This window comes from Mesorhizobium sp. SP-1A, assembly GCF_032460275.1.
Classification (GTDB): domain Bacteria; phylum Pseudomonadota; class Alphaproteobacteria; order Rhizobiales; family Rhizobiaceae; genus Mesorhizobium.
The window spans coordinates 817,539-833,811 of record NZ_JAVXZD010000002.1 but is presented as its reverse complement, the minus strand read 5'-3'; the positions used below and the strand labels follow the sequence as shown (position 1 = coordinate 833,811).

Sequence of the window (16,273 nt, the reverse complement as noted above, 5' to 3'; positions counted from 1 at the left end):
ATAGGCAGAGCTATTTTGATAGCGATCAGGAGCGGCTGTTGCCCCGAAGCCATAAGCAGGGGCAGTCATCATCACATGGTCAAGCCACGCTCAGGCGTGATGTCTTCAACAAGTGATTTGAAGCTTTGATCTACAAAGCCGTGCACCGAGGCAATGTCGTTCGCCCGTGCGCCTGCAGCCATCATGTTCGAAATCGTCGGTGACAGTTCGATCTCGCCTTCAAACCGCAATGGATCGCCGCTCCCGTTGATGAAGTCATGAAGGCCAAGAATGCCGCCTGTTACCTTGATTGGTGTGTTCCAATCCCTATGAACGATCTCCTCAATGGGCATACTGAAGGACACCAGAGGGGTGAAGCCAAACGGGCAATTGTCGATGGCGTAAACCAGTTCCTCGACGTCGATTAGCGACGGCCTAGTGTCGTCGGCTGCCTGTTGGACCGTCTCCCATGTCTGTTTTCGCTCGATTTCGAATGTGAATGCGTCGTCATCCAGTTCCCCGCCTAAATCGAGGTCATGAATTTCGAGGACGGCGGACTTCCATTCGTCAGTTGATATGTTGGTCAGCTTCAGAAACTCCAGAAACGCTCCGCTTGGCTTGATCGTCGTCGAGCTGCTCCGTTCTGACCAGAATGCTGTACATACCTCGGTCGGATCTGTCTGCCCCTCGGGCAGGGGCACATATGCGCAAACGGTGTTGATGCCTCTGACCGCATCAATCGGTCGACTGAGGTCGTGAGACCTGCCCGCTTCTATGGTCGCGTCGGAAATTGCTTCCGATGTCATCTCAGAAATTTCGTTGACGGATCTTTCAGGATGAAGCTGGCGGAGAATGTCGACCATTGCGTCATTGACCAGATGAAAGGCTCGGCTGTTTTTTATCTCTGCCTTCCACTCAGATCGTAATTCCTCCGACGCTGATGTGGGCTTAATATGGGATAACGCTATCTCTTTGTCGGCGGTTTTAAAGAAAGTGGATGCAACCTGATCGGCGAGCGATTTGCTAAACTGGCTTCTGTCATTCTGGAATGCGGGCGCGAAATGCTTCTTTGATGCCTCCTTCAAGATGTCTTGAACTGCAGGCGATGATAGACAAATAGCGATATCGTTCTCGAAAATACGTGGAATATTTCGAAACGAATCCAGATGAAAACTCGGCTTCCTAATGCGCATTATTGATATCCAAAAGAGCAGCGATCCTTTTCTAAAATCACTGCTCTTCAAGAAAGTTTCAAACAGTAGGCAACAGTGCGTCTTCTTCGGTGTTTTCACGATTAACCGAGTAGGCCTCGAAGACTGCTTCGCCGTAGTTCTTGATGACCATCTCGTTCATGAACTCGACGTCGGCTTCTTCGGGTAAAGACGAATTTTCAGACGCTTCTTCCACCTTATAGAGAAGGTCTTCAATTTCGTTCCCGACGACATCGGGGTCGACCTTGCCCTGTTTCACTTCGAGTAGATAAGCAGCTTCCGGACGAGGGAAGGTGATGAAGGACGTCTCGAAGAGTTCAAGGGCTTCGTAGCCGATACGCAATGCGTGGCTGAGAGCCTTCCAGTCCTTGCCCTGGCCTTCCTGAGCCATGCGAGCACGGCGACCGTAGTTTTGAACGACGTTATCGCAGATATCCTTTGCGTCCTTCAATTCGATGGTCGCCGCAGCAAGCTTGTTTGAGATCTTCAGATGGCTCAATTCCTTGCCGTCGACGGTCTTTCGGAACACTTCAGACACATGAGGTGATTTCACTTCAGCGACGATCATATGGAGATAGGCACCGAGCACCTTGCGTGGTCCCTCTTCCTTTACCAGTCGGTCAAGGATGACCTGCACCTTTTGGGCCGCGTCCAGACGCTCTCCCTTGAGACCGTGAGACATGGCCTGTTGACGGCAATAGCCAAGAAACTTCTGCGACTTGCGCGAGACAAGCAGGTCAGAATTGGCTTGCAGCTCACGCCAAACTGGATGGGTGTCGCCAATATGGAACTGATCGGGCGCAAACAGGATTTCGAGCGCCATCGGCTGCCCAGTTGTCAGCAATTGCATGTAGCGCAGAAGATCGTGTCTTTCGTCGTCGACATCATCCTTTGTGTTTGCGCGAGTGTCATCAGCGCCAACGGCCTTCGACCAATTGACCTTGCCCAGAAGAATTTGTTCGACGCTCGGCTGCACTACCGACTTGATGTCCATATCGGACGTCTCGGTGTTGGTTCCGAACAAATGCGATCCATGGGTGACTCTAACCAAAAATTTCTGCGGCACGATAAACTCCTAACGATGCCCGCAATAAATCAAAAAACAAAGAAAATGTAAATCTACATAATTCGGATTCTTGCTATGTCAATATTTCGCCGATTAATGTCGGCCTTTGTGGAGGACGGAATTGGGAGATAAAAATAATATATTGATGCGCTCGCTATCATCTGATATTCAGGGCCTAACAACCAAGGAATTGTCATGTTGAACCCTTTGAAGATTTTTGTGTTGAGGCGAAGACGACGTTGAGCATCCGCTCCGCCGTTCGGATTCACGCATCTATTTATCAAAGGAAAACATCATGAACTTCTTACAGCTTGCGGCTGCTCCAATTGCAGTTGCCTTTTCCAAATGTGCTTCAGTAGCGATTACTCCGGTTCTCAAGCCCAACCGTACTCCTGGCTTCGACTATCAGTGCAATGACGTCATGTCGGTTGCAGCATCTGCTGGCATGAAGCCGCGTGAGCTGGCGGACCTCATCGTGAGCGAGATCAAGTCTGATCCGATGTTTGCTGACGTATCAGTTGGTGGTCCAGGCTTCATCAATCTGAAGCTGGCATCCTGGTTCGTTGAGGAGCAGGTACTTAACATGCGGGCATCAGTCGACCTTGGTATTGAGAAGGTCGCGCCTGATCAGCTGGTTGTCATCGACTTCGGTGGCCCAAACGTCGCCAAGCCTCTTCACGTCGGTCATCTGCGGTCGTTCGTTATTGGCGAAAGCCTGCGGCGGATTCTGAAAGCGGTTGGCTATGACGTGGTATCAGACATCCACTGGGGCGACTGGGGTCTGCAGATGGGCATGCTTCTGCATCAGATCATTCAGCAGTACCCGGACGATTGGGCGGCTGAAGCTGTTCCCGAATTTGACGTCCATGTGCTCGAAGAAATGTACCGGACTGCCAGCAAGGCGACCAAGGAGGACGGGGCGGTTCTGGCAAGCGCCCGGAACCTCACTCAAAAACTTCAAGCTGGCGACCCCTATCTGCTGGCAGTCTGGAAGGAGATGCGGGAAGTCTCGCTGTCTTCGATCTCTGGCGACATCACAAAGCTTCAGGCACACTTCGATCTGATGCTAGGTGAGTCGGATGTGAATGATGCGTTGCCAGCCATGCTTGTAGAGCTGGAGGCAAAGGGACTGTCGCGGGTTAGCGATGGTGCGCTTGTCGTTGATGTCGCTGAAGGCCAGCCGCCACTGATCGTGCAGAAGTCCGATGGCGCAGCCCTCTATGGGGCAACCGATCTAGCGACTGTCGTGCAGCGTACTAAAGGGATGGGCGCGTCGAAGATTCTCTATGTCGTCGACCAACGGCAGGAACAGCATTTGCAGTCGGTTTTCGAAGTGGCGCGGAAGGCGGGCTTTGATCATGGAGCCGAATTGGCGCACGTCGCCTTTGGAACCGTTAATGGCAAGGACGGCAAGCCATTCAAGACGCGCGATGGCGGAGTTGCAAAGCTGACCGATCTGCTTGCTTCTACCGTTGAGCAGGCGAAGGCTCGTGTCAGCGACGGCAATCAGGAGATTGCGGAGAAGATCGCCATTGGTGCCCTGAAGTTCGCCGATCTGTCGACTGATCGTATCTCGGGCTACATCTTTGATCCCGAGCGGATGACCGCGCCTGAAGGAAAGACGGGGCCGTACCTCCAGTATGCGTGCGCTCGTATCCGCAGTGTCGTAGCCAAGGCGTCTGCCCTGCCATCTGAAGGCAACACGGGAAAGATCAATGTCGAGCACGAGGCCGAGCGGCAATTGTTGCTGACTTGCATTAGCCTTCCAATGGCCCTGCAGGCGGCCGCAGACCGTTATCAGCCGAAAGAGGTTGCTGAGTTTGCATTCTCGGTCGCCCAGGCGTTCAGCCGCTTCTACTCCGAATGCCAGGTCGTATTCGATGGGAAGGTCAACGCATCGCGGTTGGCGATCTGCCAGTTCGTAGAGGTCGTCTTGTCCGAATGCCTCTATCTGCTCGGCATCGAAGTTCCTGAGCGGATGTGAAGTTGAACTCTCAATTTCACTGAAACGGGCTATTTCACTGGTTGGTGAAAATCGTGGTTTCAGTGAAATTTCTACTGATCACCAGAAACGAAAAACCCCAGCTCTCAAGGGCTGGGGTTCGGGACTTATTCGGCTCCTCGTAGCTCGCGCCATTGGATGGAGTTGATGCCCATGAACATTATTGTGCGCTGGTTCAGCTTAGGCGTCAATTGCTTTACAGGCCCCGATTTAATCCGTAGTTTAATGGCAATATCCCTCCAATTATAATTGAAAAACAAATTTTCAGGGTTCTGGGCGGCTAAAAATGTTGGTGGTTGCTTGCTGGCCATGGTGAGAAGATCGACCTTGCAGAATTCCGGAGAATGAAATGACCCAAAATGCATCTGAAAATATACTGGACGCCGCCCTTGTCGTGATCGGCAAAGACGCCACCGTCTGTATTCTTGACCTGCCAGAACGACTTCGCGGAACGAAATTCGAGAATGTCGGATTCGATGACGATGGATTTTTCCTTACTAGCACTGATGGAGACAGATACGGCGTAAAAGACGGGATGTCGGCGGAGGATTACGAGCAATCGTGTTCGACTGGCCCATTTATGCTGCGCGAATTCGTTGGAGGCGAAATTCAGGCTGAGGAATACCAGGTTGACGCACTTCCTCGCACGCTTGGCATGAGTTTTGGAGCATAAGAGATGAAAGAAGGTGAGGTCATTGTAGGAACCGTTCGCGCCAAGCGGGATGACGATCAATACGTCGTTGTTCAGCGCGATGGTACTGTGCTCGATGTCACCTTCAAGGGCGATATCAAGCCTGCGATGGGCGGGGATGTTGTTGGACGTCTCCACTTTGACGATTTTGGCAAAGCTGAGATGCATCTGCGTGAGAGCGTTCTGGACGTGATCATGGAAGGCTCTCACCGCATCATAATGATGGGTAGCCGTACCGACATTACTGCACGCATGCTCGCCAAGCTTTTGGCTCGTTCTAAATCCGCAGTCGTTTCTCCTGGGACGGGGGTGTCGATTGAGCGTGCTCCAGTCAGTGAGGACGACCATTTGAATTGGGCGCTTGGGGCCTTCACGGACGAGGCGGCCCGCCGAGGTGTTGCATTGAACGTCATTGACGTTCAGGCGGTCGCTCGTTCCAATTGGGAAACATCATCGCTTCGTGACAGCTCGTTGCCTGCAGACGTGGAAGGCTCAATCAGAAGCTTGAATGACCTGACCGTCCTCCTGCGTGCTGGTTTCAAACCTTATTGCAGCCGCGTGACGGAAGAGATCACTGGCAACAAGGAAATCTCGCTGAATTTCATTCTGCCATACTCCCCGTTTGTGGGGCCTTCGGCCTATGGACGTGAAATCGCATCAATGGGCAGTCGAGCATTCCCACTGGTGAGTATGGACCTCGATGAGACGCGCAAGTTCTGCGCAGCCCGCACCATTGCACTCGGCCTGGCTCACAACTGTCTTGGTGCCTCTGAAGGACTGCAGGCGGACGTAGAAAGCTCTCCTCGTGCCCGCCATATCGCTGCTTGCTTTGCAGATGCAACGGCTGCGCTTTTGTTCCTTCGTGATGGTGGTCGAAGCACTGTTATCGCGGAGATGGCCGATCTCAAGGAGGCTTCACTGCACTACGGCCAGAGCCGTTTCCATACGACACCTGGCACGCTCAAGGACGGTGTGCTCGCACAGGCGACGCATAAGGCTTTGCGCGCGGCTTTTGCGGCTGACGTCCCGCATGATGCATCAATGAGAGACATCATCACGGTTGCGACAAAGATCGCAAAGAAGGTGGCATTGCCTGCTAGCCGTTTTGGCTCTGAAGATGGGCGTGATGTCGCTAACGAACGCGAGATGAAGTCCGCAGCGCTCGTGGCCAAGAACATCGGCATCAGCTTTGCGAGCATGGACCCTGATCAGAGGCAGGCAGTCGAAGATCGGTATCGCTTTGAAATCCAGCAGTTGGTGAGTGAGTTCTCGTTGAATGAAAATGCCAGTGCCCGTTTGGCTCTCTATGAGGGTTATAACGTCCCTGACGACCTCAAGGGCGTATTCGATGAAGAGGCAGGGCATTTATATGCGCTGTCGAACACGGCCAATGAGGTGACGAAGAAATCTGTCATAGACAGAGATCGATTAGCTACTCGCATTAAGGGAAGGCATGCATCCGATCTGGAAAATGATTTTGTCCAGTTTGGAGAGTCGTTGCCTTCACCTCGTCTCTAGGGTCTCGGAGCCGCAGTAGGCTCGATGACGCCCTCGCGAATGAGCGTATTGGGGCGATAACGCCAAGCGCTGTATGACAGGCAATGGAACGGCTCTCTATAAAGGGCCGGATTTTTCTCCAGCATCTCTCTCTTCAGCTTGCGATGCTCTGCGTAATGAGCGCTGGCGTTTTCCACGGACATCCAGGCGGCTTTCAATTTACCGCCACGTTCAAGGTAGTCGTCGATCATATCCAGCAGGAAGAGATTGGGAGCCGACTCTTTGCGGATCTTAAGGAGATACCGTACAGCCGCCGCTTCATTCCCTTCGCCAAGTCGATCAGCGATGATAGCCAGCGCCAAGGCGGTTGAACGAGCTACACCTGCCTTGCAATGAACCAGGAGCTTTCCACCAGCATGTTCGCGTCCGAAGCTGATGGCGGCTTCAACGTGCTGTATAGCGGGCATCGCGACCGTGCTTTGATAAGTGTCCACATCCTCAAACATCAGCACCAATTGGTCAGGATGCGGCTTCTTGTGAAAGCGAAGACCGTTGCGGAATAATGGGTCTTCAATAGTAAGAACCGCGTCAAATCTTCTTTTGGCGCGAGTTGCGCCTGAAAGAGATGTCACAGAGATGTTTAAATCCAGATCGTCAGTCATTATATTGGCCTTCCGTATTGAGGGCCAATTTTAATGTAATAGCTGAATATAATTCAATGCTTTAATCTTGCAGATAGGGTTCGGAGCTAAAAAGTTCCCAAAACTTCCACCATTCATCGATGGTCATGCGGCCTGCAAATGCCGCTTTGTGAACTCTTCCCTCTGGGGTGTCGTCCGTCGTGTAGCCTGTTATGTAGAACGTATACCAGAAGGGGGTCTTTTCGGGATACTGTTGTTCTACCTCGGCCAACAGTTCCAACGCCTGCTCTCTTGGGTCTTTAGCAGGAGCAGGAGGATAGATCGGTTGCAGGCCTTCAGCCTTCATGGCCTCCAAAACCTGATCCGTCACCACCTCTTCTCCTCCGCCGAAGAGGAAATCGAGTGTGTTTTCGTTCTTTCCTCTCAGATGGGCAACTACGTCCGCTGCCATGGACCATGAGGACAAAATCTCGGCCGTCCGCTTTTTGGTGTCGTGCCATCCGACGTTGCAGAGTGCTCCATATAGCTGTTCGGCAAATGATCGTGTCTGGGCCGCTTCTTTTAGGCGTGCGGAGGATAGGATCGTGTCTGGGAGGCTTGGCTTCTGCCAGGTCCTATAGGAGGTTTCTTGCTCTGCTGGTTGGAACGAGATTTCAGAGCCGAAAATTTTCAGTCTTCCGACTGTGTAGCTTCCGTCTTTGTTTTTTATTCGCCAGAGGCGGCCGAACAAATCAGCAGGAGTAACTTCTTCGATACGTTCGTTGTTTGGGAGGAGAACGTTATAAGCCTCCACCATATGGCCTGCGATCCAAAGAGCAGTCGCCTTGCCATGAGATGAAGACCAGAAAAGCTCTCCATCCCAGCGCAAGACGCCGTTCAATTCCACGAATTGTCCCCTTGGCAAATTACCATAGGGGATTGTCTTCATGGACCTGCTTTTGAAAGGGTGCATTCGGGACCTGGCGGCTTGAGCTGCAGAGTACGATGAGATGTGTTTATCTCATTCGGTCCCGAATGCAATATAGATGGTGTCCTATTTAAGCGACACGCAGGGTAGCGTTACCTTCCTTTCGGGCGACGATCATTTCGTGGATACCGCTTTCGATGAACAAAGCTTCGATTGCGTACTCTGCCATGTAATCGATGCCGAATTCTTCCGTGCGAGCGACAACATCTTCCCATTCCATCTTCGTGTACTGGCAGAAAGCCTCACGAAACTGCTCCCAGCGCGGAGCCGTGAAAGCGCCGATGTCGTCCTCGGAGTCCATTGCCTCGGTGAGAATGCTGGTTGCAAAGCCCTGCAGAACGAGAGGAACCCAGATCATCGCGGCGAAGGGCTTTTCCAGGTCGCTTCGAGAGACGTAGCTCGGGTTGAAAAGAACCGTGGGGCCATCAAAATCAGCGAAGGTCTGGAAGGGGAGAGCGTCGTCAGCATAATTCTCTTCGAAGCTGATGAAAGTCCAGCCATGGAAGAAGGAAGGATTGAGGTTGGAGGCAGGGGTCAGGGTGGTGATGTTGGTGGTGGTCATTTGAGCTTCTCCTGTAATTCGGCGGTTCGTGCCGCGCTTGTTGATGAAGCTTTTAGACCATGTGCCAATTCCAAAAACAAATGCGCAAACGGCCAGGATATAAGTGAAAATCGGGCTATCCCAGAAGGGATAAGCCTGACTGGAATTCAATCCAATCAGGCTAATTACTCAAATTGCTTGGAATTATTTAACTTCGCTTCCATACACAGGAACCGAGGGGGTCAACAACAGCAAAATGCAGGAATTTTGAACCTTCTTTTTCCAGTTCATTCCTTCTGTCATCGCACCAATCCGAAATTCGGTTGAGATCGGAGTTGAATGGAAAGAATGCGATGCGCCGCAATCCGTCGATGGAGTAGAGAAGGCCCCATTCCTGATTTGAGCAGCACGCCATGGGAAGGAGCTTGTCCTCGTCTTCATCCCATACGGGTGTGAGACCAGTTGCCGTCTGGATTGCTTTAATCTGATCTGCTGGAGGCGTAGACGGGCTGTCTGCCTGCGCAAACATCGACTGGATGGCTTCGTTCCAGCTCGGCCTGGCCTGCTTTGCCAACGCTTTATCGATTCGTTTGATGGCGATGGTCGCTTCGTCTTCGATGGAAGACATCGCAATTAGAATGACGGACAGCATATTTTGCAGCTCGCCCTTCTTGGAACTGGTAGCGTATGCAGCCTTCTTGTTTGCCTCTGAGCCGATCTTGTACAGCTTCTCAAAAATAGCGTGCTCTCTTGGAAAGTCGTTGATTTTGATTTTCTTCTGAGCGGCGATGACATCATCAATCACTTTCCGCAGAGTTGCACCGTTTGCGAGAACCAGATTGCTGAGCACCTCTTTCGTCTTCTGGCCCTTTTCAGGTGCGACACGGTCAGAAGAATTCAAACGCACTTGTTCGAGTGCGGAACGGATGAAATTTATATCTGTGGCCATAAGAAAACCTCTCCACGCCATTAGCGTTGTTGCCCAACAAATATTTAAAAAGAAGAATAGTCAACTATCTTTGTTGTGGAATACATGAAATAGAGGGGCATTTCGCCCCTTTCTTTTTGGCGAAATTACTCTTCACCGACCAGTTTAAACCATTCTTCTTCGTCGATGACCTTCACTCCGAGATCGGTAGCTTTCTTCAGTTTGCTACCTGCACCAGGTCCTGCGACCAGGATGTCGGTCTTTGCAGAGACGGACGATCCAACCTTTGCACCATAGCGCTCTGCCATTTCTTTGGCGCTGTCGCGTGTGAGGCGAACGAGCGATCCGGTAAAGACGACTGTCAGCCCCGTAATCGAAGAACTGATTGTCTCAACGGGCCTGGAGGCTTCGACGTTGAGGTGCTTCACCAGATTGTCAGCCATGGCTGCAGTTTCGGCACCTGCAAAGAACTTCGCCAGCGATTCAACTACTGCCGTGCCGATATCGTTGAGTTCGGTCAGTTCAGCGATAGCCTTCTGATCGCCATCAGCTACGGCTTGAGCGTTGGCACGGAACTGCTCCCAGTCACCATAGTGACGAGCGAGCGCCTTTGAGGTGCTCTGTCCTACATGACGGATGCCGAGCGCATAGATGACACGCTGCAAGGGGATTGTCCGCTTGGCTTCGATGGCCTCGAAGAGCTTCTTCACGGATGTCTTGCCATAGCCTTCACGGTTCTCCAGCTTCTGCAGGCTTTCGGTATTACGTGTAGCGAGGGTGAAGATGTCCTCAGGCGTGTTGATAGGCAGCGCGTCGTCATTGAAGAAGGCTTCGATCTGCTTGTCGCCGAGGCCTTCAATGTCAAACGCATCACGCGAAACGAAGAATTTGAGATGCTCCTTGCGCTGGGACGGGCAGATAAAGTCGCCTGAGCAACGACGAACTGCGCTCTCTTCACCGGTTGCGGTGATTTCCGTCACAACAGCTGTCTGAAGTTTGCATGGACAAACGGTCGGGAACGAGAAGGGAACAGCGTTCTCTGGGCTGGAAGCAACCGAAACGAGCTGCGGCACGACGTCGCCTGCACGCTGAACAACGACACGATCACCGATCTTGAGGCCAAGGCGGGCGATTTCGTCGGCATTGTGTAGCGTTGTGTTGGAGACGACGACACCACCGACGTTGACAGGTTCCAAACGTGCAACAGGGGTAAGAGCGCCTGTGCGGCCGACCTGAATGTCGATGCCGAGAAGGGTGGTGATTGCCTGTTCGGCTGGGAACTTGTGGGCGATAGCCCAACGCGGCGAGCGAGATACAAAGCCGAGGCGTTTCTGTGTGGCAAGGTCATCGACCTTGTAGACAACGCCGTCAATGTCGTAGGGCAGGCTGGAGCGTTCAAGGCCGATCTTGTTGAAATGCTCGATGACTTCCTGTGGATTGTCAGTGGAAATCATCAGAGGGTTCACTTTGAATCCCCAGGTTGCGAACAGGTTGACCACAGCCGACTGTGCATCTGCAACCTGCTCGGATAGTTCACCCCAGGCGTAAGCAAAGAAACTCAGATTACGTTCGCGCGTGACATTGGCATTGAGCTGACGAAGCGATCCAGCAGCCGCATTGCGCGGATTGGCATAGAGGTCGCGATTGGCTTTGGCGGCCGCTTCATTGAGTGCAAGGAAATCACTCTTGGCCATATAGACCTCGCCACGAACCTCGACGATGGCGGGCACGCCAGCAGGAAGCTTGTGAGGGATATCCTTGATCATTTTGGCGTTGGCAGTGACATCTTCACCGATTGTTCCGTCGCCACGGGTTGCCGCGTAAGCCAGCTCGCCATTTTCGTAGCGGATGGAAAGGGAAAGACCGTCGATCTTTGGTTCGGCCGTCCAACGCAGCGGAGTGTCATCAGAAATGTCCAGCTGACGGCGCACGCGAGCCATGAAGTCGTAGACGTCTTCTTCGGTGAAGGCGTTATCCAGCGAAAGCATTGGACGGGCATGGGTAATGTTGCGGAATTTCCCGGAAGGCTGTGCACCAACAGCGTCTGTGGGGGATTCAGGGAGTTTGAGATGAGGAAACTTCGTCTCAATCGCGATGTTGCGACGCTTGAAGGCATCATATTCGGCATCCGAAACTTTAGGAGCGTCGTTGGTGTGGTAGGCGATGTTGTGAGCGGCTAATTCTGCGGCCAGCCGCTTCAATTCTTGTCCGGCCTGCTCTTCAGTCAGTGCATCGATGGCGATTTGAGCTGTCATGAATTTCCTCTTTTTTGAAGCGCGGGAGAAAATTGGGATGGGAAGTCCCAAATATCTATTCTATTAGCGCTGGAATTGCTTTGTGGGTAACATTTTCCTGCATGTTTATCCAGCATTTTGTTGTGCATTCAAACATTTTTTGTTTTACAAAATAAATGAGGCGCAAAAAGCGCCTCATTCGCTTTTATTGATCAATTGCGATCTATGAAGTTGCTGACGCTTTGATAAATCCGCAGAAAAGGGGATGCGGATCGAAGGGGCGAGATTTCAATTCTGGATGATATTGAACCGCCACAAACCAAGGATGGTCCTTTCGTTCGACCGCCTCGACATATTTTCCGTCTTCAGCATATCCTGTGACGAACAGGCCAGCATTCTCCAGTTCCTTGAGATAGGCCTGGTTGAACATATAGCGATGGCGATGTCGCTCTGATATGACTTCGCTGCCGTAGATGCCTGCGACTTTGCTGCCTTCTTTGAGGTGGACATCAGCAGCGCCAAGCCGCAGAGAGGCCTTCGATGGTTTTTTCGTTCCTTTTGACTCTTTGAATCTGCTGTCGATCTTTCCAATGGCATGGATGACCGGAAACTCGGTCGAGCCGAATTCCTCAGACGAAGCGTCAACAATGCCTGTGCTTTGTACTGCTTCGAGGCAGGCAAATTGAAGCCCGAAACAAATGCCAAGGAAGGGGATGCCGCGTTCGCGCGCCAGCTTGATCGCCGCAAGCTTGCCCTCCTTGCCCCGAGATCCGAATCCGCCTGGGACAAGAATCCCGTCGACCTCACCGATATGGTTGATGCCAATCTTTTCGATCTCTTCAGGATCGACCCAGTGGATGGTTGTTTTGAGACGATTGGCTATGCCGCCATGGATGAGCGCTTCACTGAGGGACTTGTAGGCGTCCTTGAGCGTAGGCTTGCCGATCACTGCGATAGTGATGTCGTACCGAGGGTTGTGGATGCGGTTCGAAATGTCTTTCCAAGTGTCGACCTTCAATTGAGGTGCGGGATCAATGCCGAATGCGGCCAGCACTTCGCGATCAAGGCCTGCATGGCTGTAGCTCAGTGGGATATCGTAGATGCTGGAAACGTCGAGCGCTTCGATAACCGCGCTATCGCGGACGTTGCAGAAGGTCGCCAGTTTGCGGCGTTCATCTTCATCAATGCGGCGGTCAGAACGCACCAGCAGGATATCTGGCGAGATACCCAAGGAGCGTAATTCCTTGACTGAATGTTGGGTCGGCTTCGTTTTCAGCTCACCTGCAGAAGCGATATAGGGCAACAGTGTCAGGTGGATGTAAATTGCATCGCCTCTGGGCAGATCATTTCTAAGCTGGCGAATGCTCTCAATGAAGGGCATCGCTTCGATGTCGCCCACTGTCCCACCGATTTCGCAAATTACGAAATCGGACTCTTCGTTGTTGGAAAGGATGAATTCCTTGATCTCGTTCGTGACGTGAGGAATCACCTGAACGGTAGAACCATTGTAATCACCTCGCCGTTCCTTTTCGATAATCTGCTGATAGATGCGTCCAGACGTTGTGCTGTTGGCACGTGAAGCCGAACGCCCCGTGAAACGCTCATAGTGACCGAGGTCGAGATCGGTTTCGCAGCCATCGTCGGTTACAAACACTTCGCCATGCTCAGACGACGACATCATTCCTGCATCGAAATTGAGATAAGGGTCCAGTTTCTTGACTTGCACGGAATATCCGCGCGCTTGAAGAAGGGCTGCCAATGCGGCTGATGCGACACCTTTACCGAGCGAAGACACAACGCCACCCGTAACAAATGCATACTTAGTCATGAACTGGCTTTCTTATACTGACCTGATATAAAAAATGGTCGGCCATTGGGCAGAAAACCGCAACGGCAAATGCTTGAAAATATCGACTATTTATGGAGACGACATTTTCAACTGCTTGAAGCAGTCGGAGGCGCTTGATCGGGCTGGAGGATCAGATCAAGACGCTGGTTGAATTTTGCTCGTAATTTGAAATCAAATTGTCTACAAGTCGCTTTGTTTCTTCCTTTATGTATGCCGTAGCATCGATAATTTCGCGTGCACGCATGAACTCCATCGTACGGAAGTGGCTGACGTCCGGCTTGAGGATGAGATCTGGCCTGTGTATTGCCGTTTTCATATCAATCAGCGTCTTTTGAAAAATCTGACTGGCTCCGTAAGCGGTCTCGATGGTCGACTTCACCGGATTTAACGTTTTGGTTGTGCCAACGATATCTACACCAATAACGATATCAACCTCGCCCCTGAGGTATTCGAATGGCACAGGGTTGGTCGTACCACCATCAATCAACGTGCAATTATCGCGGAAAACTGGTGCAAACACAGTTGGAATGCACGAAGAAGCGGCCAATGCCGAGAGAAGGTGACCCGAGGTCATGACATGGTCGCATTCTCCGTAAAAATCGGTCGCTATCGCCTTGAATGGTATGCGCAGCTGTTCAAATTGATTCGGTATCGAAGAAGGCAGAAAACCCTCAAGTAGGCGCTCTATGTTGAATTTCATAACAGATTGCGGCCCCTTTGACATTAAGTCCCAGAGATTGCCTGATCTTGTTCTCCAGAATCTAGCATAAAGGCTTCGTCTGCTGGATATTGAATCGATTGCATATTCTTTTAGCTCTTTGCCAGACATCCCTGAGGCATAAGCAGCGCCCATAACTGATCCGATGGATGTGCCGATCAGTAATGATGGTCTGACACCCAGTTCATCAAGTGCTTCAATCACATTAATATGGGCAAAACCTCTCGCTCCTCCACCTCCGAAGGCAACGCCTATGCTAGGGGACGTAACGATGGGTGGGAATACATTGAGATTCATTCGTCAAGGCCCTTTTTGATAGCTCAAATTGTTAGAAAAATCCGAGGCTCCGATACCACGGCGATACAATGTCTAATTCATCCAAGATATATATTCCTACTTTCTCTATGAATGTTTCAATGGGGTCCAATCGACGAAAGGGGCCAGGCAATAGAAACGAGCATGATTTTATAATCTGCTAGTTGATTTTATTTCCGGCATGGCTATATGGGGAAACTGTTTGGAGCTTCGGCTCTGCCTTCAAACAGGGATATAAAATGACTGAAGACCATACTGTGCATGCGCAGGAAAGTGAAGCTATCGTTCACCTCACGGCGGATGTCGTAAGCGCTTACGTGTCAAACAATCCTGTTCCATCAGGAGAGCTTCCGAGGCTTATTGCTGACATTCATATTGCCCTTACAGGATTGGGTCCGTCTGGCAATTTCAAGGCTCAAGAGGTTGAAGAGAGAAAGCCTGCCGTTCCGATCAAGAAGTCCGTGACGAACGATGAAATCACCTGCTTGGAATGCGGGAAGGCCTATAAGTCTCTCAAGCGCCACCTCATGACCCATCACGGGGTAACGCCCGAGCAGTATCGTGATCACTGGAAGTTGCCACGTGATTATCCGATGGTCGCCCCCAGCTACGCTGCTGCCCGTTCGGATTTGGCAAAGACGATGGGTCTGGGACGCAAGCCGAGAGCGGCAGCCTAAGAAGCTGTCTAAAAGACGATTTAGAAAACTACTATTAAGGGGGGTGCCCAGAGGCGCTCCCCTTAACTCTTTTAGGACGAGAGCGATCACATTATGGCCTCGCCTGTTATATTTTGTCACCTGCTCGCTTAACGCCTTCGTTGTCTTTCATCGATAAAAGCCGTGTGCTGCTATAAGTGCAGAACCGGATCTGATACGATAAATTGTTGAGGGGTCTGCGTTTTCGCACCAAACGCATTGGATTGCCGCCTTCGGGATTTGGCGTTGACATCGAGAACAAACTCTCGGTTTCTGTATCCTGCTCATTCTACTGATAGCTCCATTACTCACGGATAATTAAACCGTGTTTCAGTTTATCATCGGTTTTTGGACTTAGTGGCAAAAACGCATCTAAGTCATTTAAATAACTTATAATATTGGCAATCTGATGGCTGATTTAAAGGTTTAAGCCGATCAAGATATAAAAGCAGTTTCCCCATTAAAATCCTTGGAATTGTTGTAGAGTCTCCATTTTCAGCTTAAATTAAAATCATAGCTTTAATTAGGAGAATATATGAGACATCTATCCAAGGTGGTTTTAGCCTGCGCTTTATTGTTGCCCGCGAACGCTTTCGCTGGTGAGGTTTTGTCTTCTGGGAAGGCTTCTTGGTATAAGTGCTGTTCTCGTACCGCCAACGGTGAGAGATTTAATCCTGACGGATTAACGGCCGCCCATCGTAGTCTGCCGTTTGGCACCAAAGTTCGTGTTGAAAATGTAAGAACTGGCCAGGCTGTGGTCGTTCGTATCAATGATCGCGGTCCATTCTCGAAGAATCGCATTATTGATTTGTCGCGCGGTGCTGCAAACAGGATCGGTTTGATCAATTCAGGCGTCTCAACTGTCCGCCTTAAAATCGTTAAATAAGATCTCGATTTTTGTCAGTCAATGAACAAGGCCCCGATTTCTCGGGGCCTTTC

The 16,273-nt window shown here is 51.2% G+C and carries 14 protein-coding genes; 5 read left to right on the top strand and 9 right to left on the bottom strand.

Annotation, left to right across the window (positions count from 1 at the left end; translation table 11 throughout):
- Positions 1 to 71 precede the first annotated feature (71 nt).
- Together QU595_RS13050 and QU595_RS13045 are read right to left on the bottom strand one after the other, a co-directional pair.
- On the bottom strand, positions 72 to 1,172 hold the full coding sequence (locus QU595_RS13050; RefSeq protein ID WP_315922606.1) for a hypothetical protein: 1,101 nt from the start codon (positions 1,170 to 1,172) through the stop codon (positions 72 to 74).
- 58 nt (positions 1,173 to 1,230) lie between these two features.
- Positions 1,231 to 2,256: a DNA polymerase beta superfamily protein gene (locus QU595_RS13045; RefSeq protein ID WP_315922604.1), complete on the bottom strand. Its 1,026-nt coding sequence runs from the start codon at positions 2,254 to 2,256 to the stop codon at positions 1,231 to 1,233.
- A 295-nt stretch (positions 2,257 to 2,551) separates the two neighbouring features.
- On the opposite strand from QU595_RS13045, the gene argS reads away from it, so the two are divergent.
- From argS to QU595_RS13030, 3 genes are all read left to right on the top strand, one after another.
- Positions 2,552 to 4,240, top strand: a complete 1,689-nt coding sequence (argS, locus tag QU595_RS13040) for an arginine--tRNA ligase (RefSeq protein ID WP_315922602.1) — start codon at positions 2,552 to 2,554, stop codon at positions 4,238 to 4,240.
- Positions 4,241 to 4,607: 367 nt separating this feature from the next.
- Entirely contained in the window at positions 4,608 to 4,931 is a 324-nt protein-coding gene (locus tag QU595_RS13035; protein ID WP_315922600.1) for a hypothetical protein, read from the top strand.
- Positions 4,932 to 4,934: 3 nt separating this feature from the next.
- Positions 4,935 to 6,467 carry a hypothetical protein gene (locus tag QU595_RS13030; protein WP_315922598.1) on the top strand — a complete coding sequence of 511 codons (1,533 nt, stop codon included), beginning with the start codon at positions 4,935 to 4,937 and terminating at the stop codon, positions 6,465 to 6,467.
- Here QU595_RS13030 and QU595_RS13025 read toward each other — a convergent pair.
- The 7 genes from QU595_RS13025 to QU595_RS12995 form a co-directional block, all read right to left on the bottom strand.
- Positions 6,464 to 7,108 carry a hypothetical protein gene (locus QU595_RS13025; RefSeq protein ID WP_315922597.1) on the bottom strand — a complete coding sequence of 215 codons (645 nt, stop codon included), beginning with the start codon at positions 7,106 to 7,108 and terminating at the stop codon, positions 6,464 to 6,466. The two genes, QU595_RS13030 and QU595_RS13025, sit on opposite strands and share 4 nt — an antisense overlap.
- 61 nt (positions 7,109 to 7,169) lie before the next feature.
- Entirely contained in the window at positions 7,170 to 8,015 is an 846-nt protein-coding gene (locus QU595_RS13020) for a hypothetical protein (RefSeq protein ID WP_315922595.1), read from the bottom strand.
- 109 nt (positions 8,016 to 8,124) lie between these two features.
- Positions 8,125 to 8,616, bottom strand: coding sequence for a hypothetical protein (locus QU595_RS13015; protein WP_315922593.1), 492 nt, complete (start codon positions 8,614 to 8,616; stop codon positions 8,125 to 8,127).
- A 187-nt stretch (positions 8,617 to 8,803) separates the two neighbouring features.
- Complete coding sequence (locus QU595_RS13010) at positions 8,804 to 9,544, bottom strand: hypothetical protein (protein WP_315922591.1); 741 nt, start codon at positions 9,542 to 9,544, stop codon at positions 8,804 to 8,806.
- A 125-nt stretch (positions 9,545 to 9,669) separates the two neighbouring features.
- Positions 9,670 to 11,778 (bottom strand): NAD-dependent DNA ligase LigA, encoded by a 2,109-nt coding sequence (gene ligA, locus QU595_RS13005; RefSeq protein ID WP_315922589.1) that lies wholly within the window; start codon positions 11,776 to 11,778, stop codon positions 9,670 to 9,672.
- 202 nt (positions 11,779 to 11,980) lie between these two features.
- Entirely contained in the window at positions 11,981 to 13,585 is a 1,605-nt protein-coding gene (locus QU595_RS13000) for a CTP synthase (protein WP_315922587.1), read from the bottom strand.
- 151 nt (positions 13,586 to 13,736) lie between these two features.
- Positions 13,737 to 14,621, bottom strand: a complete 885-nt coding sequence (locus tag QU595_RS12995) for a patatin-like phospholipase family protein (protein WP_315922585.1) — start codon at positions 14,619 to 14,621, stop codon at positions 13,737 to 13,739.
- 257 nt (positions 14,622 to 14,878) lie between these two features.
- Between QU595_RS12995 and QU595_RS12990 the strand changes: the two genes are divergently transcribed.
- The gene (locus QU595_RS12990; RefSeq protein WP_315922582.1) at positions 14,879 to 15,316 is read left to right on the top strand and encodes a MucR family transcriptional regulator; all 438 of its coding nucleotides are present in this window, start codon (positions 14,879 to 14,881) and stop codon (positions 15,314 to 15,316) included.
- 553 nt (positions 15,317 to 15,869) lie between these two features.
- Complete coding sequence (locus QU595_RS12985) at positions 15,870 to 16,220, top strand: septal ring lytic transglycosylase RlpA family protein (RefSeq protein ID WP_315922581.1); 351 nt, start codon at positions 15,870 to 15,872, stop codon at positions 16,218 to 16,220.
- The last annotated feature ends 53 nt before the right edge of the window (positions 16,221 to 16,273 follow it).